This window comes from Kribbella pratensis, assembly GCF_004366075.1.
In the GTDB taxonomy this organism is placed as follows: domain Bacteria; phylum Actinomycetota; class Actinomycetes; order Propionibacteriales; family Kribbellaceae; genus Kribbella; species Kribbella pratensis.
The window spans coordinates 21,378-47,367 of record NZ_SODU01000006.1 but is presented as its reverse complement, the minus strand read 5'-3'; the positions used below and the strand labels follow the sequence as shown (position 1 = coordinate 47,367).

At 69.3% G+C, this 25,990-nt stretch carries 28 protein-coding genes; 20 read left to right on the top strand and 8 right to left on the bottom strand.

Going from position 1 to position 25,990, the window contains the following annotated elements; all coding sequences use genetic code 11:
• The first annotated feature begins 65 nt into the window (after window positions 1-65).
• From EV137_RS39720 to EV137_RS39700, 5 genes are read left to right on the top strand one after another with little or no spacing between them, the layout of a single operon-like run.
• Window positions 66-1,616, top strand: coding sequence for an ABC transporter ATP-binding protein (locus tag EV137_RS39720; RefSeq protein ID WP_134133324.1), 1,551 nt, complete (start codon window positions 66-68; stop codon window positions 1,614-1,616).
• Complete coding sequence (locus EV137_RS39715; RefSeq protein ID WP_134133323.1) at window positions 1,616-2,818, top strand: ABC transporter permease; 1,203 nt, start codon at window positions 1,616-1,618, stop codon at window positions 2,816-2,818. The genes EV137_RS39720 and EV137_RS39715 overlap by 1 nt, the downstream gene beginning before the upstream one ends.
• Window positions 2,815-4,104 (top strand): ABC transporter permease, encoded by a 1,290-nt coding sequence (locus EV137_RS39710; protein WP_134003981.1) that lies wholly within the window; start codon window positions 2,815-2,817, stop codon window positions 4,102-4,104. Before EV137_RS39715 ends, EV137_RS39710 begins: the two co-directional genes overlap by 4 nt.
• Window positions 4,082-4,489 carry a cytidine deaminase gene (locus EV137_RS39705; RefSeq protein ID WP_134133322.1) on the top strand — a complete coding sequence of 136 codons (408 nt, stop codon included), beginning with the start codon at window positions 4,082-4,084 and terminating at the stop codon, window positions 4,487-4,489. Before EV137_RS39710 ends, EV137_RS39705 begins: the two co-directional genes overlap by 23 nt.
• Window positions 4,486-5,763, top strand: a complete 1,278-nt coding sequence (locus EV137_RS39700; protein ID WP_202871359.1) for a thymidine phosphorylase — start codon at window positions 4,486-4,488, stop codon at window positions 5,761-5,763. The genes EV137_RS39705 and EV137_RS39700 overlap by 4 nt, the downstream gene beginning before the upstream one ends.
• A gap of 4 nt (window positions 5,764-5,767) precedes the next feature.
• Here the strand turns inward: EV137_RS39700 and EV137_RS39695 are convergent, their stop codons facing one another.
• Window positions 5,768-6,430, bottom strand: a complete 663-nt coding sequence (locus EV137_RS39695; protein ID WP_134133319.1) for a hypothetical protein — start codon at window positions 6,428-6,430, stop codon at window positions 5,768-5,770.
• A gap of 49 nt (window positions 6,431-6,479) precedes the next feature.
• On the bottom strand, window positions 6,480-7,079 hold the full coding sequence (locus EV137_RS39690) for an ATP-binding protein (RefSeq protein WP_134133317.1): 600 nt from the start codon (window positions 7,077-7,079) through the stop codon (window positions 6,480-6,482).
• Between the two features lie 59 nt (window positions 7,080-7,138).
• Here EV137_RS39690 and EV137_RS39685 point away from each other — a divergent pair, with 59 nt between their 5' ends.
• Entirely contained in the window at window positions 7,139-7,573 is a 435-nt protein-coding gene (locus EV137_RS39685; RefSeq protein WP_134133316.1) for a hypothetical protein, read from the top strand.
• Here EV137_RS39685 and EV137_RS39680 read toward each other — a convergent pair.
• Window positions 7,530-8,318 carry a phosphotransferase gene (locus EV137_RS39680; protein ID WP_134133314.1) on the bottom strand — a complete coding sequence of 263 codons (789 nt, stop codon included), beginning with the start codon at window positions 8,316-8,318 and terminating at the stop codon, window positions 7,530-7,532. The genes EV137_RS39685 and EV137_RS39680 overlap by 44 nt on opposite strands.
• Window positions 8,319-8,324: 6 nt before the next feature.
• The gene (locus EV137_RS39675; protein WP_202871358.1) at window positions 8,325-9,272 is read right to left on the bottom strand and encodes a sugar-binding transcriptional regulator; all 948 of its coding nucleotides are present in this window, start codon (window positions 9,270-9,272) and stop codon (window positions 8,325-8,327) included.
• A 185-nt stretch (window positions 9,273-9,457) separates the two neighbouring features.
• Between EV137_RS39675 and EV137_RS39670 the strand changes: the two genes are divergently transcribed.
• The 8 genes from EV137_RS39670 to EV137_RS39635 all read left to right on the top strand — a co-directional run bounded on the left by EV137_RS39670 (window position 9,458) and on the right by EV137_RS39635 (window position 17,012).
• Complete coding sequence (locus EV137_RS39670; RefSeq protein ID WP_134133313.1) at window positions 9,458-10,825, top strand: ABC transporter substrate-binding protein; 1,368 nt, start codon at window positions 9,458-9,460, stop codon at window positions 10,823-10,825.
• An 11-nt stretch (window positions 10,826-10,836) separates the two neighbouring features.
• Entirely contained in the window at window positions 10,837-11,802 is a 966-nt protein-coding gene (locus EV137_RS39665; RefSeq protein WP_134003997.1) for a carbohydrate ABC transporter permease, read from the top strand.
• A gap of 76 nt (window positions 11,803-11,878) precedes the next feature.
• A complete protein-coding gene (locus EV137_RS39660) occupies window positions 11,879-12,724 on the top strand; it encodes a carbohydrate ABC transporter permease (protein WP_134133312.1) in 846 nt (281 codons plus the stop codon).
• On the top strand, window positions 12,721-14,187 hold the full coding sequence (locus EV137_RS39655; protein ID WP_134133310.1) for a mannitol dehydrogenase family protein: 1,467 nt from the start codon (window positions 12,721-12,723) through the stop codon (window positions 14,185-14,187). Before EV137_RS39660 ends, EV137_RS39655 begins: the two co-directional genes overlap by 4 nt.
• 10 nt (window positions 14,188-14,197) lie before the next feature.
• On the top strand, window positions 14,198-15,646 hold the full coding sequence (gene xylB / locus EV137_RS39650; protein ID WP_202871357.1) for a xylulokinase: 1,449 nt from the start codon (window positions 14,198-14,200) through the stop codon (window positions 15,644-15,646).
• Window positions 15,647-16,063: a DUF3592 domain-containing protein gene (locus tag EV137_RS39645; protein WP_134133309.1), complete on the top strand. Its 417-nt coding sequence runs from the start codon at window positions 15,647-15,649 to the stop codon at window positions 16,061-16,063.
• Between the two features lie 133 nt (window positions 16,064-16,196).
• The gene (locus EV137_RS41715; protein WP_166680158.1) at window positions 16,197-16,496 is read left to right on the top strand and encodes an aldo/keto reductase; all 300 of its coding nucleotides are present in this window, start codon (window positions 16,197-16,199) and stop codon (window positions 16,494-16,496) included.
• A 21-nt stretch (window positions 16,497-16,517) separates the two neighbouring features.
• Window positions 16,518-17,012 (top strand): YkvA family protein, encoded by a 495-nt coding sequence (locus EV137_RS39635; protein ID WP_134133308.1) that lies wholly within the window; start codon window positions 16,518-16,520, stop codon window positions 17,010-17,012.
• On the opposite strand, the gene EV137_RS39630 is transcribed toward EV137_RS39635, so the two are convergent.
• Window positions 17,013-17,270, bottom strand: coding sequence for a hypothetical protein (locus EV137_RS39630; RefSeq protein WP_134133307.1), 258 nt, complete (start codon window positions 17,268-17,270; stop codon window positions 17,013-17,015). It lies immediately after the preceding gene.
• Entirely contained in the window at window positions 17,267-18,010 is a 744-nt protein-coding gene (locus EV137_RS39625) for a sulfite exporter TauE/SafE family protein (RefSeq protein ID WP_134004011.1), read from the bottom strand. Before EV137_RS39625 ends, EV137_RS39630 begins: the two co-directional genes overlap by 4 nt.
• An 82-nt stretch (window positions 18,011-18,092) precedes the next feature.
• Here EV137_RS39625 and EV137_RS39620 point away from each other — a divergent pair, with 82 nt between their 5' ends.
• Window positions 18,093-18,968 (top strand): LysR family transcriptional regulator, encoded by an 876-nt coding sequence (locus tag EV137_RS39620; RefSeq protein ID WP_134133305.1) that lies wholly within the window; start codon window positions 18,093-18,095, stop codon window positions 18,966-18,968.
• Here EV137_RS39620 and EV137_RS39615 read toward each other — a convergent pair.
• Window positions 18,965-19,666, bottom strand: a complete 702-nt coding sequence (locus EV137_RS39615; protein WP_202871356.1) for a TetR/AcrR family transcriptional regulator — start codon at window positions 19,664-19,666, stop codon at window positions 18,965-18,967. The two genes, EV137_RS39620 and EV137_RS39615, sit on opposite strands and share 4 nt — an antisense overlap.
• Before the next feature lie 71 nt (window positions 19,667-19,737).
• On the opposite strand from EV137_RS39615, the gene EV137_RS39610 reads away from it, so the two are divergent.
• Genes EV137_RS39610 through pepN form a run of 3 tightly spaced genes read left to right on the top strand, consistent with a single transcriptional unit; the run spans window position 19,738 to window position 23,688 of the window.
• Window positions 19,738-20,838 (top strand): FAD-dependent oxidoreductase, encoded by a 1,101-nt coding sequence (locus EV137_RS39610; protein WP_134133304.1) that lies wholly within the window; start codon window positions 19,738-19,740, stop codon window positions 20,836-20,838.
• Window positions 20,839-20,847: 9 nt separating this feature from the next.
• Window positions 20,848-21,231, top strand: coding sequence for a hypothetical protein (locus EV137_RS39605; RefSeq protein ID WP_134133303.1), 384 nt, complete (start codon window positions 20,848-20,850; stop codon window positions 21,229-21,231).
• A 15-nt stretch (window positions 21,232-21,246) separates the two neighbouring features.
• Window positions 21,247-23,688 (top strand): aminopeptidase N, encoded by a 2,442-nt coding sequence (pepN, locus tag EV137_RS39600; RefSeq protein ID WP_134133301.1) that lies wholly within the window; start codon window positions 21,247-21,249, stop codon window positions 23,686-23,688.
• 8 nt (window positions 23,689-23,696) lie between these two features.
• On the opposite strand, the gene EV137_RS39595 is transcribed toward pepN, so the two are convergent.
• Window positions 23,697-24,236, bottom strand: coding sequence for an RNA polymerase sigma factor (locus tag EV137_RS39595; protein WP_133785166.1), 540 nt, complete (start codon window positions 24,234-24,236; stop codon window positions 23,697-23,699).
• Between the two features lie 49 nt (window positions 24,237-24,285).
• On the opposite strand from EV137_RS39595, the gene EV137_RS39590 reads away from it, so the two are divergent.
• Both EV137_RS39590 and EV137_RS39585 read left to right on the top strand, forming a co-directional pair.
• Complete coding sequence (locus EV137_RS39590; RefSeq protein WP_134133300.1) at window positions 24,286-25,296, top strand: serine/threonine-protein kinase; 1,011 nt, start codon at window positions 24,286-24,288, stop codon at window positions 25,294-25,296.
• A gap of 17 nt (window positions 25,297-25,313) precedes the next feature.
• Window positions 25,314-25,910, top strand: coding sequence for a hypothetical protein (locus EV137_RS39585; protein WP_134133298.1), 597 nt, complete (start codon window positions 25,314-25,316; stop codon window positions 25,908-25,910).
• Window positions 25,911-25,990: the final 80 nt, after the last annotated feature.

The window sequence follows — 25,990 nt, the reverse complement described above, 5'->3', positions numbered from 1 at the left end:
GCCAGGAAGGCAGACCTACAGGTCGTCGCCTTCCTGGCTCGCCGTCTGAAGGGGAGGCTGCCCGCATGCACCTCGAGCTGTCCGGCCTGACCAAGAGTTTCGGCTCGCTGGTCGCCAACGACCACATCGACCTGGTCATCGAGCCGGGGGAGATCCACTGCCTGCTCGGTGAGAACGGGGCCGGCAAGAGCACCTTGATGAACATGCTCTACGGGTTGCTGCAGCCCGACTCGGGCGAGATCGTGATCGACGGCGAGAAGGTGCAGATCACCTCGCCGAGCGACGCGATCAAGCACGGTATCGGCATGGTCCACCAGCACTTCATGCTGGTCCCGGTGTTCACGGTCGCCGAGAACATCATGCTCGGCCGGGAGAACGTCCGGGCCGGCGGCGTACTGGACCGGAAGAAGGCCGACGCCCTGGTCCTCGAGCTGTCCGACCGGTACGGGTTCGAGGTCGACCCCGAGGCGCTGGTGGAGGACATCCCGGTCGGGGTCCAGCAGCGGGTGGAGATCATCAAGGCGCTCACCAACGACGCCCGGGTGCTGATCCTGGACGAGCCGACCGCGGTGCTGACGCCGGCCGAGATCGACGAGCTGATCGGCGTCATGCGCCAGCTCAAGGAGAACGGCACCTCGATCGTCTTCATCACCCACAAGCTCAAAGAGGTCAAGGCGATCGCGGACAAGATCACCGTGATCCGCCGCGGCAAGGTGGTCGGGCAGGCCGAGCCGTCCGCGTCCGAGGAGGAGCTCGCCGAGCTGATGGTCGGCCGCGCCGTCGACCTGGTCGTGGACAAGGAGCCGGCCGAGCCGAAGGACGCCGTACTGCGGGTCGAGGGCCTGACCGTGATCGACGAGCGTGGGTTCACCGCCGTCGACGGCGTCGACCTCGAGGTCCGGGCCGGTGAGATCCTCGCGGTGGCCGGTGTCCAGGGCAACGGTCAGACGGAGCTCGCCGAGGCGCTGCTCGGGCTGACGCCGATCGCGGCCGGGACCATCTCGCTGGACGGCCGGGACCTGACCGGCAGGTCGACCCGGCAACGTCTCGACGCCGGCATCGGGTACGTCCCGGAGGACCGCGCGCACGACGGTTTCGTCGGGTCGTTCTCGGTCGCCGAGAACCTGGTCCTGGACCTGTTCCGGGAGGCGCCGTTCGGCAACGGGATGATGCTGCGCACCGACGAGATCGAGAAGAACGCGCAGGCCCGGGTGGAGGAGTTCGACATCCGCACCCAGGGCATCGACCAGACGGTGTCGTCGCTGTCCGGCGGCAACCAGCAGAAGGTCGTGCTGGCCCGCGAGCTGTCCCGCCCGCTGAAGCTGCTGGTCGCCTCGCAGCCGACCCGCGGTGTGGACGTCGGCTCGATCGAGTTCCTGCACAGCCGAATCGTGAAGGAGCGCGACAAAGGTACGGCGGTGCTGATCGTGTCCACCGAGCTGGACGAGATCGCCGCGCTGGCGGACCGGGTCGCGGTGATGTACCGCGGGAAGGTCGTCGGCGTCGTACCGGCGGACACCCCGCGCGACGAACTGGGCCTGATGATGGCCGGCGCCTCGAAGTCGGAGGCGCACGAAGTGGCGATCGAGAACCCGACGACCTTGGGAACCATCTGATGAGCACTGAGACAGAGGCCGCTCCGGTGCCGGCGCCGCCGGCCAAGGAGCCGCAGCGGGGGGCGGGCCTGCCGTCGTGGGCGGTCCAGGGCCTGGTCTCGCTGAGCGCGATCGTGCTGGCCCTGCTGGTCGGGGCGATCCTGATCATCATCGGCGACGACCAGGTGCAGAAGGCGGTCGGGTATTTCGGCGCCGCGCCGATGGACACCCTCTCCGCGGCCCTGACCGCGGTCGGCGAGGCGTACAAGTCGCTCGCCGTCGGCGCCCTGGGCGGCTGGACGCCGATCAGCGAGTCGTTGACCCAGGCAACGCCGTTGATCTGCGGCGGTCTGGCAGTCTCGCTGGCGTTCCGCACCGGGCTGTTCAACATCGGCGCGCAGGGGCAGCTGATCGCCGGCGCGATCCTGGCGTCGTACGTCGGATTCGCGTGGCACCTGCCGCCCGTCCTGCACCTGATCGTGGCGATCGTCGCCGGCCTGATCGGCGGCGCGCTCTGGGGTGGCGTGGTCGGCCTGCTGAAGGCCCGGACCGGCGCGCACGAGGTGATCGTGACGATCATGCTGAACTACGTCGCGATCTACCTGCTCGCCTGGCTGCTCACCACGTCGACGTTCCAGCGGCCAGGGCGGACCGACCCGATCTCCCCGATCGTCGACAGCAACGCGCAGTACCCGAAGTTCGGCGACACCCGGTTGCACGTCGGCTTCCTGGTGGCGCTGGTCGCCGCGGTCTTCGTCTGGTGGCTGCTGAACCGCTCGACGATCGGCTTCGAGCTCCGCGCGGTCGGCGCGAACGCGGACGCCTCCCGGACGGCCGGTATGTCGGTCGGCCGCGCGTACGTGATCGCGATGGTCGTGGCCGGTGCTCTCGCCGGTCTGGCCGGGACCCAGCAGGTGCTCGGCACCGACCTGCCGCTGACCGACGGGGTCGCGGCCTCGGTCGGGTTCGACGCGATCACCGTCGCGCTGCTCGGCCGCGGTACGCCGCTCGGCACCGTGCTGGCAGGTCTGCTGTTCGGCGCCCTGAACGCGGGCGGTCTGCAGATGCAGCTGATCACGCAGACGCCGCTGACCCTGACCACTGTCCTGCAGGCCGTGATCGTGCTGTTCGTCGCGGCCCCGGCACTGGTGCGCTCGATCTTCCGCTTCCTGCCGAAGGAACGCGGAGTGGGCGCGGTTCTCGCGAAAGGCTGGAACGGATGACCGAGACAACGCCGGACGCCGTACCGGCAGCGCCCGCGAAACCGCAGGTCATCGAGGCCCCGGCCGACCGCACCCGCCGGCTGCGCGTCGGCGGCGTCATGCTGGTGTTCGCGCTGATCGGCCTCGGGCTGGCGGCCTTCACCAAGAGCGGCAAGGCGACCTTCCAGTTGGTCTCCGGCGACCTCGAGCACAACCTGCTCGGACTGCCTGCCCAGCCGGTCGCCATCGTCCTCGGGATCCTCGGCGTGGGCGCCGCCGTCGCGTACATCCTGCGCCAGGTCCCGCAGCGGTACGCCGGCTGGCTGGCCGCCGTACTGGGGGTCGCGTTCATCGGCGCGTTCCTGTGCTGGGCCTCCGCGGGCAAGACGTTCCCGCTGGCCAACCAGTTCCAGGGCACGCTGAACTTCGCGACGCCGCTGATCCTCGGCGCGCTGGCCGGTGTGCTGTGCGAGCGGGCCGGTGTCATCAACATCGCGATCGAGGGGCAGTTCCTGGTCGGCGCGTTCACCGCCGCGCTGGTGTCGAGCACGACGAACAGCGCCACCGCCGCCCTGATCGCGGCGGCTGCGAGCGGCGTGCTGATGGCCGCGCTGCTGGCGGTGTTCTCGATCAAGTACCTGGTCAACCAGGTCGTCCTCGGTGTCGTCCTGGTGGTGTTCGCGACCGGCATCACCGGCTTCCTCTTCGACCAGTTCATGCAGCCGGAAGCGGAGAAGCTGAACACGCCGAACGTGCTGTCGGCGGTGAAGATCCCGGGCCTGGCCGACATCCCGTTCATCGGGCCGATCCTGTTCAACCAGACGATCCTTGTCTACCTGACCTACCTCGCGGTCGCGGTCGTCACGTTCGTGCTCTTCGAGACCCGCTGGGGCCTGCGGATCCGCGCGGTCGGCGAGCACCCGAAGGCGGCCGACACGGTCGGCATCAAGGTCAAGCGGATCCGGTACTCCGCAGTCCTCGCGGCCGGCGTCCTCGCCGGTCTCGGCGGCGCGTTCTTCACCGTCGGGTACGCCGGTTCGTTCGCCAAGGAGATGACCGCGGGCAACGGGTTCATCGCGCTGGCCGCGCTGATCATGGGCCGCTGGCACCCGATCGGCGCGATGGTCGCGGCCCTGTTCTTCGGTTTCGCGACCCAGCTGCAGTCCCAGCTGCAGATCATCCAGACCCCCATCCCGGGCGAGCTGCTGCTGATGGCGCCGTACCTGGCCACCATCATCGCAGTCGCCGGCCTGGTCGGCCGGGTCAGAGCACCGAAGGCGGACGGTGAGCCCTACGTCACCGAGTGAGGTCGACTGGCCGGCGTTGCGCGCGGTCGCCGTCGAGATGATGCACCGCGCGTACGCGCCGTACTCGCACTTCCCGGTGGGAGCGGCGGCGTACGCCGACGACGGGCGGATCGTTGCCGGATGCAACGTGGAGAACGCGTCGTACGGACTGACGTTGTGCGCCGAGTGCGGGCTGGTGTCGGACCTGCACCGGACCGGAGGCGGACGGCTGGTCGCGTTCACCTGCGTGGATCAGCACGAGCATCTGCTGACGCCGTGCGGACGGTGCCGGCAACTGCTGCACGAGAACGGCGGCCCGGGGCTGCTGATCGAGACCGCGACCGGGGTCCGGCCGCTGCGCGAACTGCTGCCGGACGCGTTCGGGCCCGAGTTTCTGGAGGAATGATGAGTTTCGACGCGGTGGATGTCATCCGGGCCAAGCGCGACAAGGGCGAGCTGAGCGACGGGCAGATCGACTGGGTGATCGACGCCTACACCAAGGGCGACGTCGCCGACGAGCAGATGTCCGCGCTGGCGATGGCGATCCTGCTGAACGGGATGAACCGGCGCGAGATCGCCCGCTGGACCGCGGCGATGATCGCCTCCGGCGAGCGGATGGACTTCGGCAAGCTGTCCCGGCCGACCGCGGACAAGCATTCGACGGGCGGTGTCGGCGACAAGATCACGTTGCCCCTGGCCCCGTTGGTGGCCGCCTGCGGTGTCGCCGTACCGCAGCTGTCCGGCCGCGGGCTCGGACACACCGGCGGCACGCTGGACAAGCTGGAGTCGATCCCGGGCTGGCGGGCGTCGCTGTCGAACGACGAGCTGATGCAGCAGTTGGAGGACGTCGGCGCGGTGATCTGTGCGGCTGGTGACGGTCTGGCGCCGGCGGACAAGAAGCTGTACGCGCTGCGCGACGTGACCGGGACGGTCGAGGCGATCCCGTTGATCGCCAGCTCGATCATGAGCAAGAAGATCGCCGAAGGTACCGGCGCGCTGGTGCTGGACGTGAAGGTCGGGTCCGGCGCGTTCATGAAGGACCTGGCGGATGCCCGCGAGCTCGCCGAGACCATGGTTGCCTTGGGCACCGATGCGGGTGTGAAGACTGTCGCGCTGCTCACCGACATGTCCGTCCCGCTCGGGCTGACCGCCGGAAACGCCTTGGAGGTTCGCGAATCGGTCGAGGTCCTGGCCGGTGGCGGACCCGCCGACGTCGTCGAGCTGACCGTTGCCCTGGCCAACGAGATGCTCGCCGCGGCCGGGGTGACCGGCGTCGACCCGGCCGAGAAGCTTCGCGACGGTACGGCGATGGACGCCTGGCGGACGATGATCTCCGCCCAGGGCGGCGACCCGTCCGCCGAGCTCCCGGTCGCTCCCGAGCAGCACGTCGTACCGGCCCCGTCGTCCGGCGTACTCGCCAAGCTCGACGCCCTCGCGGTCGGCGTCGCAGCCTGGCGCCTCGGCGCGGGCCGGGCGCGCAAGGAGGACCCGGTGTCGCCGGTGGCAGGCGTGGAGATGCACGCCAAGCCGGGCGACCGCATCCAGGAAGGGCAGCCGCTGCTGACCCTCCACACCGACGACCCGGCCCGCATCGACCGCGCCCTGGAGTCCCTCACGGACGCAATCGCCGTCGCCGACTCCTACGAGCCCGGCCCGCTGGTGATCGACCGCATCGGCTGAGGCCTCAGCTGGAGGTTGTGGTCAGGCGGGTGTGCTGCTCTTTGGCGAGGGCAGTGATGAGGGTGGTGTCGGGCGTGAGGTGGGTGCCTAGGGCACTGACCTCGCGGACCGTGAGTTCTACGACGATCGGGCCCACTGCGAGGCTGGCCTCGGCGAGGGCGACCGTCTGGTCGGTGCTGCCGTCGTACTCGACCCGGGCGTCGGAGAGCGCGTTCGGGATCGTGAAGGGGTGGTCGTGGACGTCTTGGTTCCACAGGCCCTTCTGCAGCGCCTTCGCCTTGGCGGCCGAGCCGGTCTTGAACAGTTGCACGGTGTAGCGCTTCTTCTTGTCGGGGCTGAGCCGGGTTGCCCGGTACCCCTCGACGAAGCTCGCGTTCAGCAGCAGGGCGCGGTCCAGCGCCGGGTCGGCGGACCAGGTGTTCAGGTACGACGACGCAGTGAACGGACCGGTGACGTTGCGCGGATCCGCGACGTACCCGCGGGGAAGCGCGACCAGCCCGGCGAGAGTGCTCTTCGCGGACTTGTCCGTCGTCCCGGACAGCGCGGAATGCTTCGTGGCCGGCGTCTGGGCAGCGACGGCCGACGTACCGTCCGCGGTCCCGCAGGCGGTCACGCCCAGCAGTGCCGCGATCACCGCGACGGCAACGGCCGGCCCATTCCGCCTCATGGTCCCGATACCAACAGAGTTGGGTGAACTTCAGGCGAACGAGTCGGGACTACTGAGACGTCGCCTGCGTGAGAAGCGTCTCGATCCGGGCGCGGGCGGCCTTCGGATGCAGCGGTTCGCAGCCCGCGGCGACGCAACGGCGGACCACCTGCGGGTCGTCGCGGAGCAGCAGCAGACCGCGGCGGAGCAGCGTCAGCGGGGGTTTGCGGTGCTCGCGGAGGTCGCGCTGGAACCGCCGGACGAACGTGACGAGGCGGTGGTGGTACACGCAGATCGCGGTCGCCAGCAGGTCGCGGTCGCGGAGCGCGCCGGTGATCTGGTCGGCGAAGATGCCTTCAGCAACGATCAGCGGCGAGTCGCCGGTGGTGACCGGTCGGTGACCGACGGTGCCGTCGGCCGCGATGTCGTAGATCGGGAGATCGGCGGTTCCCGTCGTACACAACTGCTCCAGGGCCGCGACCGCACGATCGCCGTCCCAGGAGCGTGGATCGTCCCAATCGACGATGCCGAGCGGCGATCGGGGCATCGCGTCGTCGTCGCCGTCGCGGTAGAAGTCGTCCAGCCGTACGACGGGTAGCCGGACCTGCTCCGCAAGGCGCGACTTCCCCGCCCCCGAAGGCCCCGCCAGCAACACCACCCGTGAACGCACCGGGACATTCTCTTCCACTTCCTGCAGTAACAGCCAATCCCCACCTGCGATAGTCAGGTATGCCGAAGATGAAGCTGGGGGCTGCGTTCTACGCGGTGATGGCGGTATTGGCGGTTGTGTCCGCGGTGCTCGTCTTTCGCGGGTACGCCGCGTACGCCGAAGCCGACCAGTGGTACCTGATCGCGCGGGGAAGCGTGTTCCTGCTGATCGGGGTCATGTTCGGCATCGGAGCAGTCACGCGGCGCGGGCTGATGTCCGCCGAAGGGCCACGAATCTGCCGGAGCGGCTGGATCGTCGTGATCGCCCTGCTCTGTGCCGAGTTCGTGGTGTACGCGCTGGGCGACGACGGGTGGGGCAACTTTCCGAGCATCGCGTCGATCTTCATCCCGCCGTTCGTCCAGCGGTTGCAGGACAAGTACTACGAGGGCAGGCAGGAGGCGGAGCGGGAGCTCAATCCAGAAGCGCCTGACGGAGTGCGGCCGCCGACTGTTTGAACCAGCGGTTGGTGCGGTCGGTGAGCTCCGCTTCGCCCGTTGTCCAGCGTTGGTGGAACCAGGGGTGGCCGGCTTCGGAGCCTCGGCGGACGTAGTCCATGCACCAGATGTGGTTGTCGGCGGCGGCGTCGACCAGGCGGAGGCGGTCCGCGTCGGTCAGGCCGTACGCGTTCGCGAAGCGGCGCAGACGAGCGAGCGACTGCCCGCGCCGTACGTCATGGATGTCCGCGTCCGGGCGCAGCGGTGCCCACAGTCGAACGGCGGTCGCGACGTCCCACAGGGCCGACCCAGGTCCGGCCAGGTCGAAGTCGATGAGTGCGACCGCGACGCCGTCGCGGAACACCACGTTGTCGAGGTTCGGATCGTTGTGGCTGATCAGCCCGGTCACGTAGCCGGCAGGCACTGGCTCGGCCCACTCGAGCCCGGCGGGCCGGAAGTCCGCAACCGCCTGGTGGTACGACCGCAGGAGCACCGCCACACTGTCGAGCGCCTTGTCCGTCATGGACCAGGAGGGGTACGGCGCTGTAACGGTCTCTCCGGGCAGGTACGAGAGGACCTCCCGCCCCTGCGAGTCCACCCCGAGGAACGCCGGCGCCCCCTTGAATCCGACGCTTTCCAGGTGCTGCAGCAGCGCATGCGTCGCCGTACTACTGGCGCGCAGCGGTCGCCGGACGGTATCCCCGACCCGCACCACCAACCCGCGGTTCGCCGTACCTCCGACCAACACGACCTCAGCAGCAGGCATCGCCGGTCAGTCTGACTGCTCCAGGAGGGCCTTCGCCAGGGGTGCGTGGGTAACGATCGCGTTCACCAGCCCGCTGCGTACGGCGGCCCGCACCGCCGCGACCTTCGCGAGCCCGTACGGGATCGCGATCACCTCGTCGATCTGGTCCATCTGTTCGGCGTTGATCGCGATCACCCGATCTGTGACCCGGCTCTGCACCGGCGCGCCGTCCGCGTCCACGAAAACGCCCGAGATGTCCGCCACGACCCCGCGCTTCTGGAGCTGTTCACAGGCCTTCTCGTCCATCGCGTCGTACAGCGTCGACTGTCCCGCCGCCCACGACCCGAGGCCGACGACGGCCTTCGTCACCGAGTCGAAATGGCTGATCGCCTCCGCGACCTCCGGCTGCTGCCGCAACGCTCGCGCTGTCGCCGCGTCCGGCACGACGAGCGGCGCATAGAACAGGTACGCCGGTCCGCCCGACAGGCGCGCGGTGTGCCGCACGAGCTCGACGGAGTTCGCCTCGACGTCCGGACGGGTCAGCGCGCCCGTCAACTGGACGACCGGAACCGGCGCGAGTGAGGTGAGTTGCTCGGTCATCGCGGTCACCGCCCGCGCCCACGCCAGCCCGAGCACGTCCTCGGGCGTGACGATCTCCGACAGCAGATCCGCCGCGGCCTTCCCGAGTTGCGTCCGAAGGGCGGGCTCGTCGATCTCGGGGGTGTCCACCACGATCGCCCGGCGCAGCCCGAGGGCCTCCTGCAGGCGGGCGGACAGGTCGAGATCGATGGCGCCTGGATGGCTGATCTCGATCCGCACCAGCCCACTGCTGCGTGCCTGGTCGAGCAATCGCGCGACTTTGAACCGGCTGAGCCGGAACTCGTCCGCGATCTCCACCTTCGACCGGCCGTCGACGTAGTAGCGCCGCGCGATCGACGCGGTGAGCACCAGCTGTGCCGGCCCGAACGTCTCCATCAACGCCTCCCCGCTCATATGAGCACACGTGTCCCCAAGTGTTGCACAGACCCTTGACAGGTCAAGTGCCTTCCCGGTCTACTCATGGTGTGAGCAGAGCCGTGCTCAAATGAGCACGCCAAAACCAAAAGCCAACAGCACCGCCTCGCTTCACTCGGCGGGGGGTTGGGTCAAGGGAGTGGCTCGTGGTCAGTAGGCGCAAACGCATCGGCGCGGTCGGAGTCGCAGTCCTGGTGAGTGCGGTCAGCGGCTGCGCCGGCTGGGGTGGTGGCGGTGGCGGCGGTGGTGGCAGCGACAGCATCAACGTCTTGATGGTGAACAACCCGCAGATGGTCGATCTGCAGAAACTCACCGCCGACAACTTCACCAAACAGACCGGCATCAAGGTGAACTTCACCGTGCTGCCGGAGAACGACGTCCGGGACAAGATCAGCCAGGAGTTCTCCAGCCAGGCCGGTCAGTACGACGTGGCGTCGGTGAGCAACTTCGAGATCCCGATCTATGCCAAGAGCAAGTGGATCGCGCCGTTGTCGGACTACATCGACAAGGACCCGTCGTTCGACCAGGACGACGTACTGAAGTCGATGACGCAGTCGATGACCGCGGACGACGGCAAGATCTACGGCGAACCGTTCTACGGCGAGTCGTCGTTCCTGATGTACCGCAAGGACATCCTGGCGGCCAAGGGCGTGACGATGCCGGACAAGCCGACCTGGCAGGAGGTCGCCGACATCGCGGCCAAGGTGGACAACGCGCAGCCGGGGATGCGCGGTATCTGCCTGCGTGGCCAACCCGGCTGGGGCCAGTTGTTCGCGCCGCTCACGACGGTGGTGAACACCTTCGGCGGCACCTGGTTCACCCAGGACTGGCAGGCAAAGGTCGACTCGCCGGAGTTCACCGAGGCGACCAAGTTCTACGTCGACCTGGTCCGCGCGCACGGTGAGGCGGGCGCGCCGCAGGCGGGCTTCACCGAGTGCCTGAACAACACCATCCAGGGCAACGTCGCGATGTGGTACGACGCCACCTCGGCGGCCGGTTCGCTCGAGGCGCCGAACTCGCCGGTCAAGGGCAAGATGGGCTACGCGCCCGCGCCGGTCGTGAAGACCGACAGTTCCGGCTGGCTGTACGCGTGGGCGTGGGGCATCCAGGAAGCCTCGAAGAAGAAGGACAACGCCTGGAAGTTCATCTCCTGGGCGTCCGGCAAGGACTACGAGAAGCTCGTCGGCGAGAAGGTTGGCTGGTCCAACGTTCCGGCCGGCAAGCGCGCGTCGACCTACGAGCTCCCGGCGTACGTCAAGGAGGCGTCGGCGTTCGCGGAGCCGACCAAGAGCGCGATCGAGAACGCGGACCCGAAGGACCCGGGCACCCAGCCGCGGCCCGCGCCGGGGATCCAGTTCATCGACATCCCGGAGTTCCCGGACCTCGGGACCCAGGTCAGTCAGGACGTGAGTTCGGCGATCGCGGGACGGATGAGCGTCGAGGAGGCACTGAAACGCGGGCAGGTGCTCGCCGACGACGTCGCCGAGCGGTACCGCTCGCGGCAAGCGAAGTAAGGGGCCGGGTCATGTCTGTAGAAGCGAAACCTGACACCAAGGCGCCGCGGCGCCGGCACGCGACGCCGCCGCCGGGTTCCGAAAGCACGCTGATGCGCAGGACCGGCGACTGGGCCCGACGAGGTCCGTTGCTGCCCGCGCTGGTGTTCATGATCATCGTGACCCAGCTGCCGTTCGTGGTCACGATCGTCGTGTCCTTCATGGACTGGAACGCGTACTACCCCGACGAGCGCGGCTTCGCCGGGATCGACAACTTCCGCCGGGTGATCACCGACGCGAACACCCGGCACGCGATCTGGGTGACGATCCTGCTGACCGCGGGCGTCGTCCTCATCAGCCTGGTGTTCGGGCTGCTGATCGCCCTGCTGCTGGACCGCAAGTTCCGCGGCCGGGGTGTGGTCCGGACGATGATGATCACGCCGTTCCTCGTCGTACCGGTGGCCGCGGCCCTGTTGTGGAAGCATGCGCTGTACAACCCGACGTACGGCCTGTTCAACGGCGTGCTGAAGTGGTTGTTCGGTGACAACGCGCCGCAGCCGGACTGGATCAGCAACCAGCCGTTGTGGTCGATCATCTTCGCGCTGGTCTGGCAGTGGACGCCGTTCATGATGCTGATCCTGCTGGCCGGTCTGCAGAGCCGTCCGCTGGACGTGATCGAGGCGGCCGGCATCGACGGCGCGAACCAGTGGGAGATCTTCCGCTACATGACACTGCCGCACCTGCGCCAGTACCTGGAGCTGTCCGCGCTGCTCGGGTCGATCTACGTCGTCCAGAACTTCGACGCGGTCTTCACGATCACGTCCGGCGGCCTCGGTACGGCGAACCTCCCGTACACGATCTACCAGACCTTCTACACCGCGCACGACTACGGCCGGGCGTCCGCGGCCGGTGTGATCGTGGTGATCGGCACGATCGCCATCGCCACCTTCGCGCTGCGCTCGGTGTCCACGCTGTTCCGAGAGGAGACCGGACGGTGAATGAGCGAAGCGAATTCACAATCCAACACAGTGCGCTCGGTGCCTCGTCGGCGCCCGGAGCGAAGCGAGGACGACGATGAGCTCCCAGGTGACGATCGTTACCGGGAAGAAGAGCCGTGGTGGTGGGTTCTTCCTGGGCGGGCTGGCGTGGATCGTCGGGATCTTGTTCGTGCTGCCGGTGCTGTGGATGCTGCTGACCTCGTTCCACAGCGAGGAGGACGCGGCGAAGAACCCGCCGGACCTGGGGGCGCCGCTGACGCTGGACGGCTACAAGTCGTTCTTCGACACGGGCCCGTGGCCGTCGATCGCGAACTCGCTGACGGCGAGCATCCTGTCCACGGCGCTGGTCATCCTGCTCGCGTTCCCGGCGGCGTACGCGCTGTCGATCCGGCCGGTGAAGAAGTGGACGGACGTGCTGTTCTTCTTCCTGTCCACCAAGATGCTGCCGGTGGTGGCCGGGCTGCTGCCGATCTACCTGTTCGCGCAGTCGGTCGGGTTCCTGGACAACATCTGGCTGCTGATCATCCTGTACACCTCGATGAACCTGCCGATCGCGGTCTGGATGCTGCGCAGCTTCCTGTCCGAGGTGCCGGTGGAGATCCTCGAGGCGGCCTCGGTCGACGGGGCGAACCTGCCCCGCACGCTGCGCTCCGTGGTGGCGCCGATCGTCACACCGGGGATCGCGTCGGCCGCGCTGATCTGCTTCATCTTCAGCTGGAACGAGCTGCTGTTCGCCCGGGTGCTGACCGGCACAGTGGCGCAGACGGCTCCGGTGTTCTTGACTGGGTTCGTGACCAGTCAAGGGTTGTTCCTCGCCAAAGTTTGTGCCGCGTCCATCGTGGTGTCGCTGCCGGTGCTGATCGCCGGGTTCGCGGCCCAGGACAAGCTCGTCCAGGGCCTGTCGCTGGGGGCGGTCAAGTGACGGTACTGAACACCGCGTCGTTGGGTGCGCTCGGCAACGAGGTCGCCGTCCCGTCGTACGACCGTACGGCGGTGACGCCGGGGATCGTGCACTTCGGGGTCGGTGGCTTCCACCGGGCGCACCAGGCGATGTACCTGGACCGGCTGATGAACGACGGCAAGGCGCTGGACTGGGGGATCGTCGGCGTCGGCGTGCTGCCGCACGACCGGCGGATGGCCGACGTACTGGCCGCCCAGGACTGTCTCTATACGTTGGTGATCAAGCATCCGGACGGGACGCTCGAGCCGCGCGTGATCGGGTCGATCGTCGACTACCTGTTCGCGCCGGACGACCCGTCCGCGGTCCTCGACCGTCTCGTCGACCCGGCCACCCGGATCGTCTCGCTGACGATCACCGAGGGCGGGTACCACGTGAACCAGGTGACGGGGGAGCTCGACGCTTCCGATCCGGCGCTGGCCGCGGACCTCGAGCCGGGCGCGACGCCGGGGAGCGCGTTCGGGTTCATCGTCGAGGCGCTGCGCCGGCGGCGCGAGGCCGGCGTACCGCCGTTCACCGTGATGTCGTGCGACAACATCCCGGGCAACGGGCACGTGGCGCGGAAGATGCTGTCGTCGTTCGCCAGGTTGAAGGATCCGTCGGTGGCGGAGTTCCTCGAGAACGAGGTGCGGTTCCCGAACTGCATGGTCGACCGGATCACGCCGGTCACCGCGGATGCCGACCGGGAGGCGCTGGCCGAGCGGTTCGGGGTCGAGGACGGCTGGCCGGTGGTGTGCGAGCCGTTCACGCAGTGGGTGCTCGAGGACGACTTCGGTGGCGAGCGCCCGCCGTACGAGGAGGTCGGCGTCCAGATCGTCGAGGACGTCGAGCCGTACGAGTTCATGAAGTTGCGGCTGCTGAACGCCTCGCATCAGGCGCTGTGCTACCTCGGGTACCTGGACGGGTACCGGTACGCCCACGAGGTCTGCCAGGACAAGCTGTACGTCGACTTTCTGCTCGGCTACATGGACCACGAAGGTACGCCGACGTTGCCGCCGGTGCCCGGGGTCGATCTGGACCGCTACAAGCACCAGCTGATCGAGCGGTTCGCGAACCCCGAAGTACGGGACACGCTGGCGCGGCTGTGCGCGGAGAGCTCCGACCGGATCCCGAAGTGGCTGCTACCGGTGGTGCGCGAGCAACTCGCGGCCGGGCGGGAGATCAAGCGCTCGGTGCTCGTGGTCGCGTCCTGGGCGCGGTACGCCGAGGGTGTCGACGAGCAGGGTGAGCCGATCGAGGTCGTCGACCGGTTGCGCGACAAGCTGGTCGAGCGGGCGCAGCACAACCGGGACGATCCGCTGGTGTTCATCTCGGACCCCGACCTGTTCGGTGACCTCGCGCAGAACGAGCAGTTCGTCACGCAGTACAGGGCGGCCCTGAAGTCACTCCACGAGATCGGCGCGCGGGCAACGTTGGAAGCCCTCTAGTCTGGACGCCATGACTGAGCTGAGGCTGGTTGCCGGGGTGGACTGCTCCACCCAGGCGACCAAGGTGGTCGTGTGCGACGCGGAGACCGGAGCGGTACTGCGGGAAGGCCGGGCACCGCACCCGGACGGGACGCAGGTCGACCCGGAAGCGTGGTGGCAGGCGTGGCAGATCGCTTCCGACGGTCTGCTCGACGGCGTCGAGGCGGTCGCGATCGGCGGTCAGCAGCACGGGATGGTCCTGCTGGACGACTCCGGTGAGGTCGTCCACCCGGCCGTCCTCTGGAACGACACCAGCTCCGCCGACGCCACCACCGAGCTGATCGCCGAGCTCGGGGGGCCGGAGGCGTGGGCCGAGGCGATCGGCTCAGTTCCGGTCCCGAGCTTCACCGTCACGAAGCTGCGCTGGCTGCGGGACGAGGCCGCGCGAGGTGCGGCCGAGGTACGTCGCGACGCCGCGCGCCGGGCGGCCGCCGTCGTCCTGCCCCACGACTGGATGACGCATCGGCTCGCCGCCGACCGGCACGGCATCGAGGGGATCACCACCGATCGCGGCGACGCGTCCGGGACCGGGTGGTGGTCACCGACCACGAACGACTACCGGACTGATCTGGTCGAGCTCGCGTTCGGTCGTCAGCTCGCGCTACCGCGTGTCGCCGGACCGGCCGAGATCGTCGGCCAGACTTCCTTCGGCGCGGCGATCGCGGCCGGCACCGGTGACAACGCGGCCGCCGCGCTCGGCCTCGACCTCCAGCCCGGCGACGTCGCCGTGTCCCTCGGCACCAGCGGTACGGCGTTCGCGCGGTCGACGCACCCGACCGCTGACCCGACCGGCCTGGTGGCCGGCTTCGCGGACGCCACCGGCGAGTACCTGCCGCTCGTCTGCACGCTGAACGCGGCCCGCGTGATGTCCGCGACCGCGCAGATGCTCGGCCTGGAGCTCTCCGCCTTCGACGAGGCCGCGCTGACCTCACCTGGGAGTGACGGCCTGGTCCTGCTCCCGTTCCTGGACGGCGAACGTACGCCGGACCTCCCGCACTCGACCGGCCTGATCTACGGCCTGACCCGCGCGACGATGCAGCCCGCGACGATGGCCCGCGCCGCGGTCGAGGGTCTGCTCTGCGGCCTCGCCGACGCCGTCGACGCGCTCCGCGACCAGGGCCTGCCGGTCCAGCGCGTCCTGCTTCTCGGCGGCGGCGCCCGCTCCCGCGCCGTACAGGCTCTCGCGCCGGCCCTCCTCGGTGCCGAGGTCGTCCTCCCCGAGCCGGCCGAGTACGTCGCCCTGGGCGCAGCCCGCCAAGCCGCCTGGGCCCTGTCCGGCGCCGCGACCCCGCCCACCTGGCAGATCCCGGTCGGCAAACCCGAGCCCGCCATCACCGTCGACGCCACCACCATCCGCGCCAACTACGAACAGGTCCTCAACAACACCCGCCCCCTCCTCGCCCAGCCCTACAACCAGTAGGTGAGCGGGCCTCGGTCACACCGCGGCAAGCACCGCGGCGACGATCGACTCGAGGCCGCTGTGAGCCTGGTGGCAGCGGCGGTGTTCATCGGGATCGGGTACTTCGAGATCCACGACCTGTACCTGCTGAGGCACCGCGGTGAGGTGGTCAGCGCGACCGTCCTGGACGAGTCCAACGGTAAGTCGTCGTCCATCACGGTCAGGTACCGGACGCTCGCCGGGGAGACGGTCACCGACGACACCTCGAACTACGAGGACGCCGACCCCGGGGACACGATCCAGGTCGTGTACGACCCGAAGAAGCCGAGCCGCATGCAGGCTGCCGACTACGGGTTCGACTACTGGATCCCGGGCGTCATCCTCGGACTCATCGCCGCCGGGTTCCTCGCCTACGGCATCGTCGGGCTCTGGCCGTAACGCCTGCCCGGCGTGGGTTTCCGGAAAGAATTGTGCGTCCGGTGACGAATTTCTTCCGGAAAGATCAGGCGCCGGCGACAAGGAGCGCCTCGGCCGCCGCGGAGCGGGCGTAAAGGACCGTGCGGCCCGACCGGTGCCGCGTGACCAGGCCGGCGACGTGCTGATCGCCACCAAGGTGGGTCACACCCGCCCGTCACCCGCCGCGTGGACGCCGTGCGGGCGGCCGGAGTACCTGCGGCAGGCTGCGGAGCTGTGTCTGCGGCGGCTACAGGTCGAGCGGATCGATCTCCTGCAGCTGCACCGGATCGATCCCGCCGTACCGATCCCGGGGACCAGCTCGATCGGGCATCTCGAGGAGAATGTCGCGGCCGCCGGGCTCGAACTGACTCCGGACCACCTCGCCCGCCTCGCTGCATTGGGTCCGGTCGGCTGAACCGCGCTCTACAGTGGGTAGATGGTGTACTTCGGCGGGTTGCTCGGGCTGATCGGGCTGCTGACGTTGCTGATGCGCGACGATGACGTTGTCGGGCTGCCTGCCGTCGCGGTCGGGATCGGGCTGCTCGTGATCGGCGCCGGGGTCGGGGCGCTGGGTGTGGTGCGCCGACGGGCGATCCGTCGGCGGAAGATCGCCAACGGCGAACCGGTGCCGGTCGGCAACGTGATCGACCGCGCCAAGGCGCTGCCGCGGCTGCTCCGGGACGTCCGTCGAGGCACGTACGCCGACCTTCCGAAGAGCCGGACGTTCCTCTGGCTGCTCGCGCTCGTCTACCTGATCTCGCCGATCGACATCCTCCCGGACCTGCTGCCGATCATTGGCGTCACCGACGACGCGGGAGTCGCGGTCTGGCTGCTCACCAGCGTGTCGACCGCGGCCGGCCTGTACCTGCGCCGCGAGCGCGAGCAGCTCCCACACCAGGACCCGCCCCGCGGCCGCCGCGCCAACCCGTAGCTACGCGCGCCGTCGGATCCAGTCCGCGAGGTCCTCGGCGGCCTCCTCGGGATGCTCGTAGACAAACAGTTGGAGAGCGTCCGTCGGCATTGCAGGACTGGTGAGCCGGGCCGCGGCCGCCACCAGTTGCTGAGCTGCCGCGAGCACGCGAGTCGCCTGGGCTGCGGCGTCGATCGGATCGTCCAAGTCGACCATCGCGGCGGCCAGGTCCGCGACCTCGCAGGCCTGGTAGGCCATCGCCAGCTGAGCGGGCCTCATCCGAACGCCCGCACGAAGAACAGTCCGGTCATCAGGACAGCCGTGGTGAGGACCAGCCCGCGGAGGATTGTCGGCGGCAGTCGCCGGACGAGATGCGCCCCGGCGTACCCGCCGATCACGGCACCGGCCAGCAGCGCGACCAGGTGCAACGGCTGCGAGAGTACGTCGGCCGCGAACACGAAGATCACCGCCGCTGTCAGGTAGACCGCCGCGACCTGCACGACCCGCAGCGGGTTCCCGCGCGCCGGATCGAGGGTGGTCGTCGCGGTCCAGAACGCGAGCATCATCAGCCCGACCGCGCCGCCGAAGTACCCGCCGTAGATCGCCAGCACGAACTGCCCGGCCAGGATCACTGCCGGCCCCGGCCGTCCTAGCCGCAGCGCCGCCGTGAGCCGCTTGCCGAACGCCAGTACGACGGTCGCGAACGCCAGCAACCACGGCACTGCCGCGTCGAACGATGCTGACGGCAACACCAGCAGGAGTCCGGCGCCGAGCGCACCGCCGAGCACACTCGCGAGCGTGAGGCGGGCGGGCGACGGGCGATGGAAGCCCTCGAGCTCGCGGCGGTAGACCCACGCGCTGGTCGCGTTCCCGGGCAGCAGGGCGACGGTCGTGGTCGCGTTCGCGGTGACCGGCGGCATCCCGGCGGCGACCAGTGCTGCGAGTGCCACAAAGCTCCCACCACCGCCGACGGCATTCAGCGCGCCGGCCGCGACACCGGCCAGGAGAATCAGGAGCACCCTTCGAGGATCCGGGTTCGGCGTGCACTCCACAATGCGCGATCCCCGTAGCCAGCCTTAGTCTGAGCCGTAGGCTGGTCCCATGCGGTACGACCTCGACGATCTCCGGCTGTTCACCCATATCGCTGCAGAGGGCTCGATCACCGGCGGCGCGCGCCTGATGCACCTCAGCCTGCCTTCGGCGAGCGCGCGGGTCAGAGCGCTCGAAGCGCAGGCGGGCGTACCTCTGCTCGTGCGTGAGCGCCGTGGTGTCCGCCTGACTCCGGCCGGCGCCACGCTGGCCCGGCACGCCCGCGAGGTCCTAGCCGAGACCACCCGCCTGGACAGCGCGGTCGCGTCGTACGCCGTGTCGCGGTCAGCGCCGATCCGACTCGTCGCGGGCGGGTCCGCGATGCACCAGCTCGTCCCCGCCGCCCTCGCCACGTTCCTCCGCGACCATCCGGAGTACGACGTGAACGTGAGCGAGCGCCGTACGATCCGCAGCGTTCGCCTGCTCGCGGCCGGTGAGGCGGATCTCGGCGTGATCCTCGACGACGAGCCGACCCCGTTGCGGACCGAACCGCTGGCCGACGACTCGCTGGTCGTGATCGGCCAGGCCGGCGGCACCCTCTCCGGCCGCGCCTCGATCGCGTACGCCGAGGTTGCCGAGCATCCCCTCGTCGGTCTCGTCCCGAACTCGCCGCTCAGCCAGTGGATGGACGATCGCCTCGGACCGCACGCGCCGGCGCCGCGCTACCGCACCGTCGTACCCACCCTGCATGCCCTGATCACCTTGGCCACCGCGGGCGCAGGGCTCGCGATTGTGCCCCGTCGAGCCGTCGACGCCAGCACCGCCGTCGAGATCTGCCCGCTCCAGGACTCCTGGTCCACCCGCCGGCACTTGCTCTGCTACGCCGCGAATGCCCCCGAGCCTGCCTACCTTCTCGCGACCCACCTGCACGCAGCCGCCACCCGCTAGGACAGGCTCTGCTCGATGCCGTCCAGCAGGTAGCCCAGGCCCAGCTCGAACCGCTCCGTGGGATCGCGGTGCTCGGCGTCGTGCATCGCCTCGGACATCATCGGATAGTCGCCGGTGGCGAACATCGCGAGCAGGTGCGGCGCCATCGCGTGCTGCCATTCACGCTCGTCGAGACCGGAGGCACGTTCGGCCCGCCGCTCGCCGACCTCGGTCCGAAGCGCCCCGCGCAGATAGGTGGAGACGACCTCGACCGTGCTCATGATCGTGTCGATCTCCCGCAGGCCGGCCGCCCGTAGCGCGGTCAGGGTGGCCTCGGCGTGGATAACGGCCGCCGGGCCGAAGCGCGGCCGTCCGTCGAGCAGATCGGCCAGCCACTCGTGCCGCAAGCCGGCCTCGCGGATCCCGTGCGCGTACGACCGCGCCACTTCGCGCCAGCCGGATCCGGACGGTGGCGGAATCTCGGCGTACACCGCGTCGACCATCAGGTCGAGCAGTTCGTCCTTGGTGCCGATGTAGCGGTACAGCCGCATCGGACCGGCGTCGAGTTCCGCCGCGACCTTGCGCAGCGAGACCGCGTCGAGGCCCTCGGCGTCGGCCAGCGTCACGGCGGCGCGGACGATCCGCTCCCGGCTCAGCGGGCTGGGGGCCCGCCGCTCGGGCGGCTCGGGCCGCTCCCAGATCGACGGAGTGTCTGCCACCTGTCGCACGATACATTGCCTCGTTCGATACAGTGTATATTGCCAATACAGCGTATCGAAGGGAGTTGACCATGATCGCGATCATCGGCGGCGGCCCCGGCGGGCTGACGCTCGCGCGGGTCCTGCACGTCCACGGCATCGACGCCGTCGTCTTCGAGCGGGATGCCTCCCGCCGGGCCCGGACCCAGGGCGGCATGCTCGACCTGCACGCCGACACCGGTCAGCTCGCCCTGCGTACGGCCGGGCTCGAGAGCGAGTTCCTCGCCGCGGCCCGGCGTGAGGGGCAGGACCATCGGATGCTGGATCACACCGGCAAGCTGCTTTTCCAGCAGGACACCCCGGACGATGCGCCGATGGCGCGTCCGGAGATCGACCGCGCCGACCTGCGCGACCTGCTCGTCGACTCGCTCCCGGCCGGCGCGATCAGCTGGGGCCGCGCCTTCAGCCACGCGGAGCCACGGTCGGCCGGCGGGTACGTCGTACATTTCACCGACGGCAGCCTGGTGGAGGCCGACCTGCTGGTCGGCGCCGACGGCGCGAACTCCCGGGTACGGCGGTTGCTGACCGACGCCGAACCCGAGTACGCCGGGACCATCGCGCTGCAGAGCTCCATCCACGACGCGGATCGCACCCACCCCGAACTCGCCGAGATGGTTGGCCGCGGCAACTTCTGGGTCTTCGGTCCGGACCTGCGGCTGTCCGCCCAGCGGCACGGCGACGGCAGTATCGGAGTCAGCCTGTCGCAGCAGGGCCCGGAGGACCTGGTCGACGAACGCACTGATCCTGCCCGGTTGGTCGACGGCTGGGATCCCCGCTTCGGGCGGCTGGTGCAGGCCTGCGACGAACCGTTCGTGGTGCGCAAGATCGCCGTACTGCCGATCGGCCTGACCTGGCCGCGCCGGTCCGGGATCACGCTGCTCGGCGATGCCGCGCATCTGATGCCGCCGGTAGGAGAGGGAGCGAACGCGGCCATGCTGGACGGAGCCGAGCTCGCCCTCGCCAGCGCCGCGCATCCGACTGACCTGGACGCCGCAGTGGCGGCCTACGAGCCGGTCATGCTGGCTCGCAGCACCGAGGCCGCGAAGCTGTCCGCGAGGGCGCTGGAGATGATTTCCGGACCGGACGCGGCCCAGAAGGTGCTGCGGTTCTTCCAGCCGGACCCCGTCGACTAGCGTTTCGGTATGAATCCGGACGAGGCGATTCCCCTGCAGGCGTTCGGTGCGTTGCTGCACAGCCAGAACCTCGGCATGGTGTGCCGAGCGTTGAACATGTACCAGGTGGCCGCGGCGTACACGCAGGTCAGTGGCGGAAACCCGCTCGAACCGATGGCCGATGAGGTGCGGCAGGTCGCCCGGGGGATCGTGGCCCGGCCGCCTGCCGATGCGGGCGCGGACGTCCCGGCCGGATTCGATCATCTGAGTGCGCTGAACGTGCTGACGACGCTGGCCGAACCGGAAGACGCCGAGTTGCTCGCGGAGGTGCTGGAGAGCACGTCGAACGACCAGATCCGCGCCGTCGCTTCGCTGGCAGCAGATACCGCGCGCCGGAAGACGACCGGCTCGTAGAGATAGCGTGCACTCATGCGCGCTTTGACAGTTGAAGAGGCCCGGCAGCGGGCGACGGACCTGGCCCTGCGGTCGTACGAGGTCGCGTTCGACCTGACCGGTGACGGGGACACGTTCGTCACGACGAGCCGGATCCGGTTCGGCGCCACCAGCAGCACGAGCTGGGTGGACGTGAAGCCCGAGCGGCTGATCAGCGTCGAGCTCAACGGGCAGGCGCTCGATCCCGCCGCGCTCGACGGCGGCCGGTTTCCGCTCACCGGGCTGCAGGCGGAGAACGAGGTCGTCGTCACCGCCGAGCTGAAGTACTCCGCGGACGGTGAGGGCCTGGTGCGCTCGGTCGACGCGGCCGACGGTCGTGTCTACACCTACGGCATGTCCTCACTCGAGTCCGCGCCGCGGTACTTCCCGTGCTTCGACCAGCCCGACCTCAAAGCGCCGTACACCGTGACCGTGAAGTGCCCCGAGGACTGGGTGGTCCTGGGGAACGGCGCCGCCACCCGGACCGCGCCGGGGGAGTGGACGCTCGCCGAGACCAAGCCGCTGTCGACGTACTTCGTCACGCTGGTCGCCGGCCCGTACCACCAGCTCCGCGGCGAGTACGACGGAATTCCGCTCGGACTCGCCTGCCGGCAGTCGTTGAAGGAGTACCTCGACCGGGACGCCGAGGATCTGTTCCGGACCACCCGCGAGGCGTTCGACGAGTACCACCGGCTGTTCCGGCAGCGGTACCCGTTCGGCGAATACTGGCAGGTGTTCGTCCCGGACTTCAACATGGGCGCGATGGAGAACCCGGGCTGCGTGACGTTCACCGACAGCCTGGTGTTCCGCGGGCAGGCCACCGAAGCGGAACGCAGTACCCGGGCGCGGATCGTCGTGCACGAGATGGCGCACATGTGGTTCGGCGACCTGGTCACGATGAAGTGGTGGAACGACATGTGGCTGAACGAGTCGTTCGCCGAGTACATGGCGCACCGCGTGGCCGAGGACGCGACCAGCTACCAAGGCAACTGGGTCGATTTCGCGTTCGTCCGCAAGTGGTGGGGGCTGCACACGGATCAGAGCAGCTCGACCCATCCGGTCGCGCCGGACAGCCTGAAGGACGCGCGGCAGTCGCTGGACGACTTCGACGGGATCTCGTACGCGAAGGGCGCGGCGGTCCTCAAGCAGCTGGCGAAGTACCTCGGTGACGACGTGTTTCTCAAGGGCGTGAACGCGCACTTGGAGGCGCACGAGTACGGGAACGCGGATCTGCACGAGTTCATCGCGAAGCTCACCGAGGCGGGGGCGCGGGACCTCGACACTTGGTCCGACCAATGGTTGCGGACTGCCGGGCTGGACACGATCACCGTCGAGCGGACCGGCGCCGCGGTCGTGCTGCACCGGAGCAGCCCGGACGCGTCCCGCCGCCTGCACAAGCTGAGCGTCGGCGCGTACGACGCCGACGGATCAGCCGCATCGGTCGACGCGGTGATCGCTGACGACTCGGTAGAGGTTGTGCTGGGCAACGATGCCGGCGTGCTGGTGCCGGATGCGGGGGATGACACCTGGGCGAAGATCCGGCTGGATGCGACCAGCCTCGCCAACCTTCCCGCGGTGCTGCCCGCGATCGCGGACGGCACGACGCGGGCGGTGATCTGGAACTCGATCCGGGACGCGGTCGCGGACGCCGAGCTCGATCCCCGGCAGGCGCTGGAACTGTTCACGGTCGCCTTGCCGAACGAGGAGAGCGACGTCGCTGTCGGCTCCCTCGTTCAGTGGCTCGACGTTCGTGTCCTCGGTCGTTATCTGGACTACGACCGGTACCACGGTCTCGCGGCCGAGGCGCTGCGCGACAAGCTGGCGAGGACAGCTCCGGGCAGCAGCCTGCAACTGGCGACCGCGCGAGGACTGATCGCGACCACGGACGACGCCGACCTGCTGGCCTCCTGGCTCCAGGATGCCGGCGGTCCGGACGGGCTGGAGATCGACGCAGACCTCCGCTGGGCCTTGGTCCTGCGGCTGGTGCGACTCGGGGCCTACGGCTCAGCGGAGATCGACGCCGAACTCACGCGCGACGGGTCCAGCGAAGGTGTCAACCAGGCCGCTCGCTGCCGCGCCGCCCTGTCCGACGGCAAGGAGGCAGCCTGGACGCGGATCATGACGGACCCGACCGTCGGCGTGAAGGAGCTGCTGGCCGCGGCCGAGGGGTTCTGGCACCCGGCGCAGGCCGCCGTCACCGCGCCGTACGCCCGCCGGTTCTTCACCGACATCCCGCACACCGGCGAGATCCGCTCCGGAATGGTCCTCGGACTCACCGCGCACCGGATGGCACCACGCTTCGTCGTGGATCCGGATCTCATCGCCCCGGCCGAGGCCCTGATCGCGGACGAGACCGTGGTGTCCGGCATCCGGCGCCAGACCGCCGACTTCCTCGACGACCTGCGCCGGGCGCTGGCGGTACGCCGTACGTTCGGCTGAGGGTGACGTCAGCGCACGGTGAGGTGTTCCGCGACGGCCTTGCGGGCCTGATGGATGCGGGCCTTGACGGTGCCGAGCGGGACGTCGAGCTCGTCGGCGATCTCGGCGTACGACAGCGCGCCGAGATCGCGCAGGACCAGCGGCTGGACCAGCTGCGGGTGGTGGGACTCCAGGGCCTCCAGGGCCTCGAGCAGGTCGAGGCGGGAGCCGGCGATGACCGAGGTGGTGCGCGGGTCGACCGACTCCGGCATGACCTCGGCGGACTGCTCGACCGCGCGGCGCTTCAGCGACCGGTAGGTCTGCCGGGCCTGGTTGGTGGCCACGATCGTCACCCAGCCCGCGAAGCTGCCGGTGCCCTTGAAGGTGTGCACCTTGTTCACCACCTGCAGCAGGGTGTCCTGGACCGCCTCCTCGGCGTCCTCCCGGTACGGCAGGAACTTGGCCACCCGCCGCTGCACCTGCGGCCGGATCATCTGCAGGAGTTGTGGCAGGACGGTCTGGTCTCCTGCCGCCGCCCGAGCCGCCAGTTCTTCCAGCTCGTCGTTCATCGTCCCCCAGTGTCACCGTTGAGCTTGGTTGTGACCGACAATAGCCGGGATGGATGTCATCGGGCGTTACCGGTTACGGGACAAGATCGGCGCGGGCGCGTTCGCGACCGTCTGGCGGGGGTACGACGACGACCTGGACGTCGACGTGGCCGTCAAGGTTCTCGCGGACAACTGGGCGTCTCGCGCCGACGTACGCGAACGCTTCCTGTCGGAGGCGCGGTTGATGCGGCGGATCTCCAGCGACCGCGTGGTCCGGGTGTTCGACCTGGGCAAGCTCCCGGACGGGCGTCCGTACTTCGTGATGGACTACGTCGGCGGCGGCACGCTGGGCGACGTACTGCGGCAGGGGCCGCTCGACGCGGTGGACGCGCTCTGGTGGGGCGCGGACCTGGCGCGTGCGGTGGCTGCCCTGCACAGCGAGGGCGTGGTACACCGCGACGTCACCCCGGCGAACCTGCTGCTGCGACCGGGTGACGAGGTCGGCGGCGGAACCCACCGCATCGTGCTCGCCGATCTCGGTCTGGCCAAACGTGCCGCAGAGGCGTCCGGGCTCACACAGGCCGTCGGTACGCCGTCGTACATGGCACCCGAGCAGGGCCGCGGCGACGGAGGATTCGACGAGCGGGCGGACATCTACGCGGTCGGCGCGGTCACGTACGCACTCGTCACCGGGCATCCGCCGTACTCCGCCGGCTCGATCGGCGACGTACTGAACCGGGACCCGGACCTCGCGCCGCCGAGCCTGCGCTCGGTGCTGCACGACTCGGTCGGGCAGCTCGACGACATCTTCGCGCGGGCGCTGGCGTACCGCGTCACCGATCGCTGGGAGCGCGCGGACACGTTGGCCGAACGCCTGGAGGCAGAGGCGTACCGGCTGGAGCAGGAGGCCCCGTTCCGTGCGGCCGAGCGCACCGCGATCACTGACGAGGACCTGGACACGACCGTCGCGACCGATCCACCGGTACGGCGACGCCGTCGGAGGCGCGCGTGGTTCCTGCTCGCCCTGCCCGTGGTGTTCGTGGCCGCGGGTGCCGGCGGATGGTTCCTCTTCGGACAGTGACTGCATAGAGTAGTCATGTGGTTACTTACTGCAGTCTTGCGGTGGTTCTTGCCTTGCTCGCTCCGACCAGTCCGCCGGTTGCCACCTATGCCTGCCGCGCCGACACCAAGTTCGGCCGGCACACCATCTCGGTGCGGCAGGCCGTGGACGCCCAGGCGCCGGCCGCCGTCCCCGCCAACACCCGCTTCACCATCGCCGTCCACCTGCAACCCGGAACGCTCCCGGGCGAGGTCAAGGGCTTCAAGCTCAAGGAGGTCCGCGACCTCACGCTCCGGGTCCCGATCCCGCCGAACTCGTCCTACGTCAGCGCCCACCTCGACGGCGGCTCCGGCCTGAACTCCACCCCGACCGTGCAGCTCGAGGGAAACGCCGCCGTCATCAAGGTCGCCGGCCCGATCCCCGGCGGCGCGAACTTCCAGCTGCCGACCCTCAGCGTCCGCCTGAAGTCCGGCCGCCCCGGCACCACCATCGAAACCAAGCTCAAAGGCACCAGCTACGACGACCCCGGCCTCACCTTCCAGGCCACGATCAAGTGGAAGTTCGTCACCACCACAGCCCCGGTAGCCTGCTACCCCGACCCGAACCCGACCCTGACCCGCACGGTGGTGAGGTGACCCGTGCAACGTGTCAGAAGCGGCCCCTCCCCCAATGGGAACGGATAACCCGTCGCGTGCAGGGGGTCTGTGACTGGGGA

Bases quoted from the DNA above. Each gene is read 5' to 3' on its own strand.
- EV137_RS39720 (WP_134133324.1), top strand. From the start codon at position 66: ATGCACCTCGAGCTGTCCGGCCTGACCAAGAGTTTCGGCTCGCTGGTC.
- EV137_RS39715 (WP_134133323.1), top strand. From the start codon at position 1,616: ATGAGCACTGAGACAGAGGCCGCTCCGGTGCCGGCGCCGCCGGCCAAG.
- EV137_RS39710 (WP_134003981.1), top strand. From the start codon at position 2,815: ATGACCGAGACAACGCCGGACGCCGTACCGGCAGCGCCCGCGAAACCG.
- EV137_RS39700 (WP_202871359.1), top strand. From the start codon at position 4,486: ATGATGAGTTTCGACGCGGTGGATGTCATCCGGGCCAAGCGCGACAAG.
- EV137_RS39695 (WP_134133319.1), bottom strand. From the start codon at position 6,430: ATGAGGCGGAATGGGCCGGCCGTTGCCGTCGCGGTGATCGCGGCACTG.
- EV137_RS39685 (WP_134133316.1), top strand. From the start codon at position 7,139: ATGCCGAAGATGAAGCTGGGGGCTGCGTTCTACGCGGTGATGGCGGTA.
- EV137_RS39680 (WP_134133314.1), bottom strand. From the start codon at position 8,318: ATGCCTGCTGCTGAGGTCGTGTTGGTCGGAGGTACGGCGAACCGCGGG.
- EV137_RS39675 (WP_202871358.1), bottom strand. From the start codon at position 9,272: ATGGAGACGTTCGGGCCGGCACAGCTGGTGCTCACCGCGTCGATCGCG.
- EV137_RS39665 (WP_134003997.1), top strand. From the start codon at position 10,837: ATGTCTGTAGAAGCGAAACCTGACACCAAGGCGCCGCGGCGCCGGCAC.
- EV137_RS39660 (WP_134133312.1), top strand. From the start codon at position 11,879: ATGAGCTCCCAGGTGACGATCGTTACCGGGAAGAAGAGCCGTGGTGGT.
- xylB (WP_202871357.1), top strand. From the start codon at position 14,198: ATGACTGAGCTGAGGCTGGTTGCCGGGGTGGACTGCTCCACCCAGGCG.
- EV137_RS39635 (WP_134133308.1), top strand. From the start codon at position 16,518: ATGGTGTACTTCGGCGGGTTGCTCGGGCTGATCGGGCTGCTGACGTTG.
- EV137_RS39630 (WP_134133307.1), bottom strand. From the start codon at position 17,270: ATGAGGCCCGCTCAGCTGGCGATGGCCTACCAGGCCTGCGAGGTCGCG.
- EV137_RS39620 (WP_134133305.1), top strand. From the start codon at position 18,093: ATGCGGTACGACCTCGACGATCTCCGGCTGTTCACCCATATCGCTGCA.
- EV137_RS39610 (WP_134133304.1), top strand. From the start codon at position 19,738: ATGATCGCGATCATCGGCGGCGGCCCCGGCGGGCTGACGCTCGCGCGG.
- EV137_RS39605 (WP_134133303.1), top strand. From the start codon at position 20,848: ATGAATCCGGACGAGGCGATTCCCCTGCAGGCGTTCGGTGCGTTGCTG.
- pepN (WP_134133301.1), top strand. From the start codon at position 21,247: ATGCGCGCTTTGACAGTTGAAGAGGCCCGGCAGCGGGCGACGGACCTG.
- EV137_RS39595 (WP_133785166.1), bottom strand. From the start codon at position 24,236: ATGAACGACGAGCTGGAAGAACTGGCGGCTCGGGCGGCGGCAGGAGAC.
- EV137_RS39590 (WP_134133300.1), top strand. From the start codon at position 24,286: ATGGATGTCATCGGGCGTTACCGGTTACGGGACAAGATCGGCGCGGGC.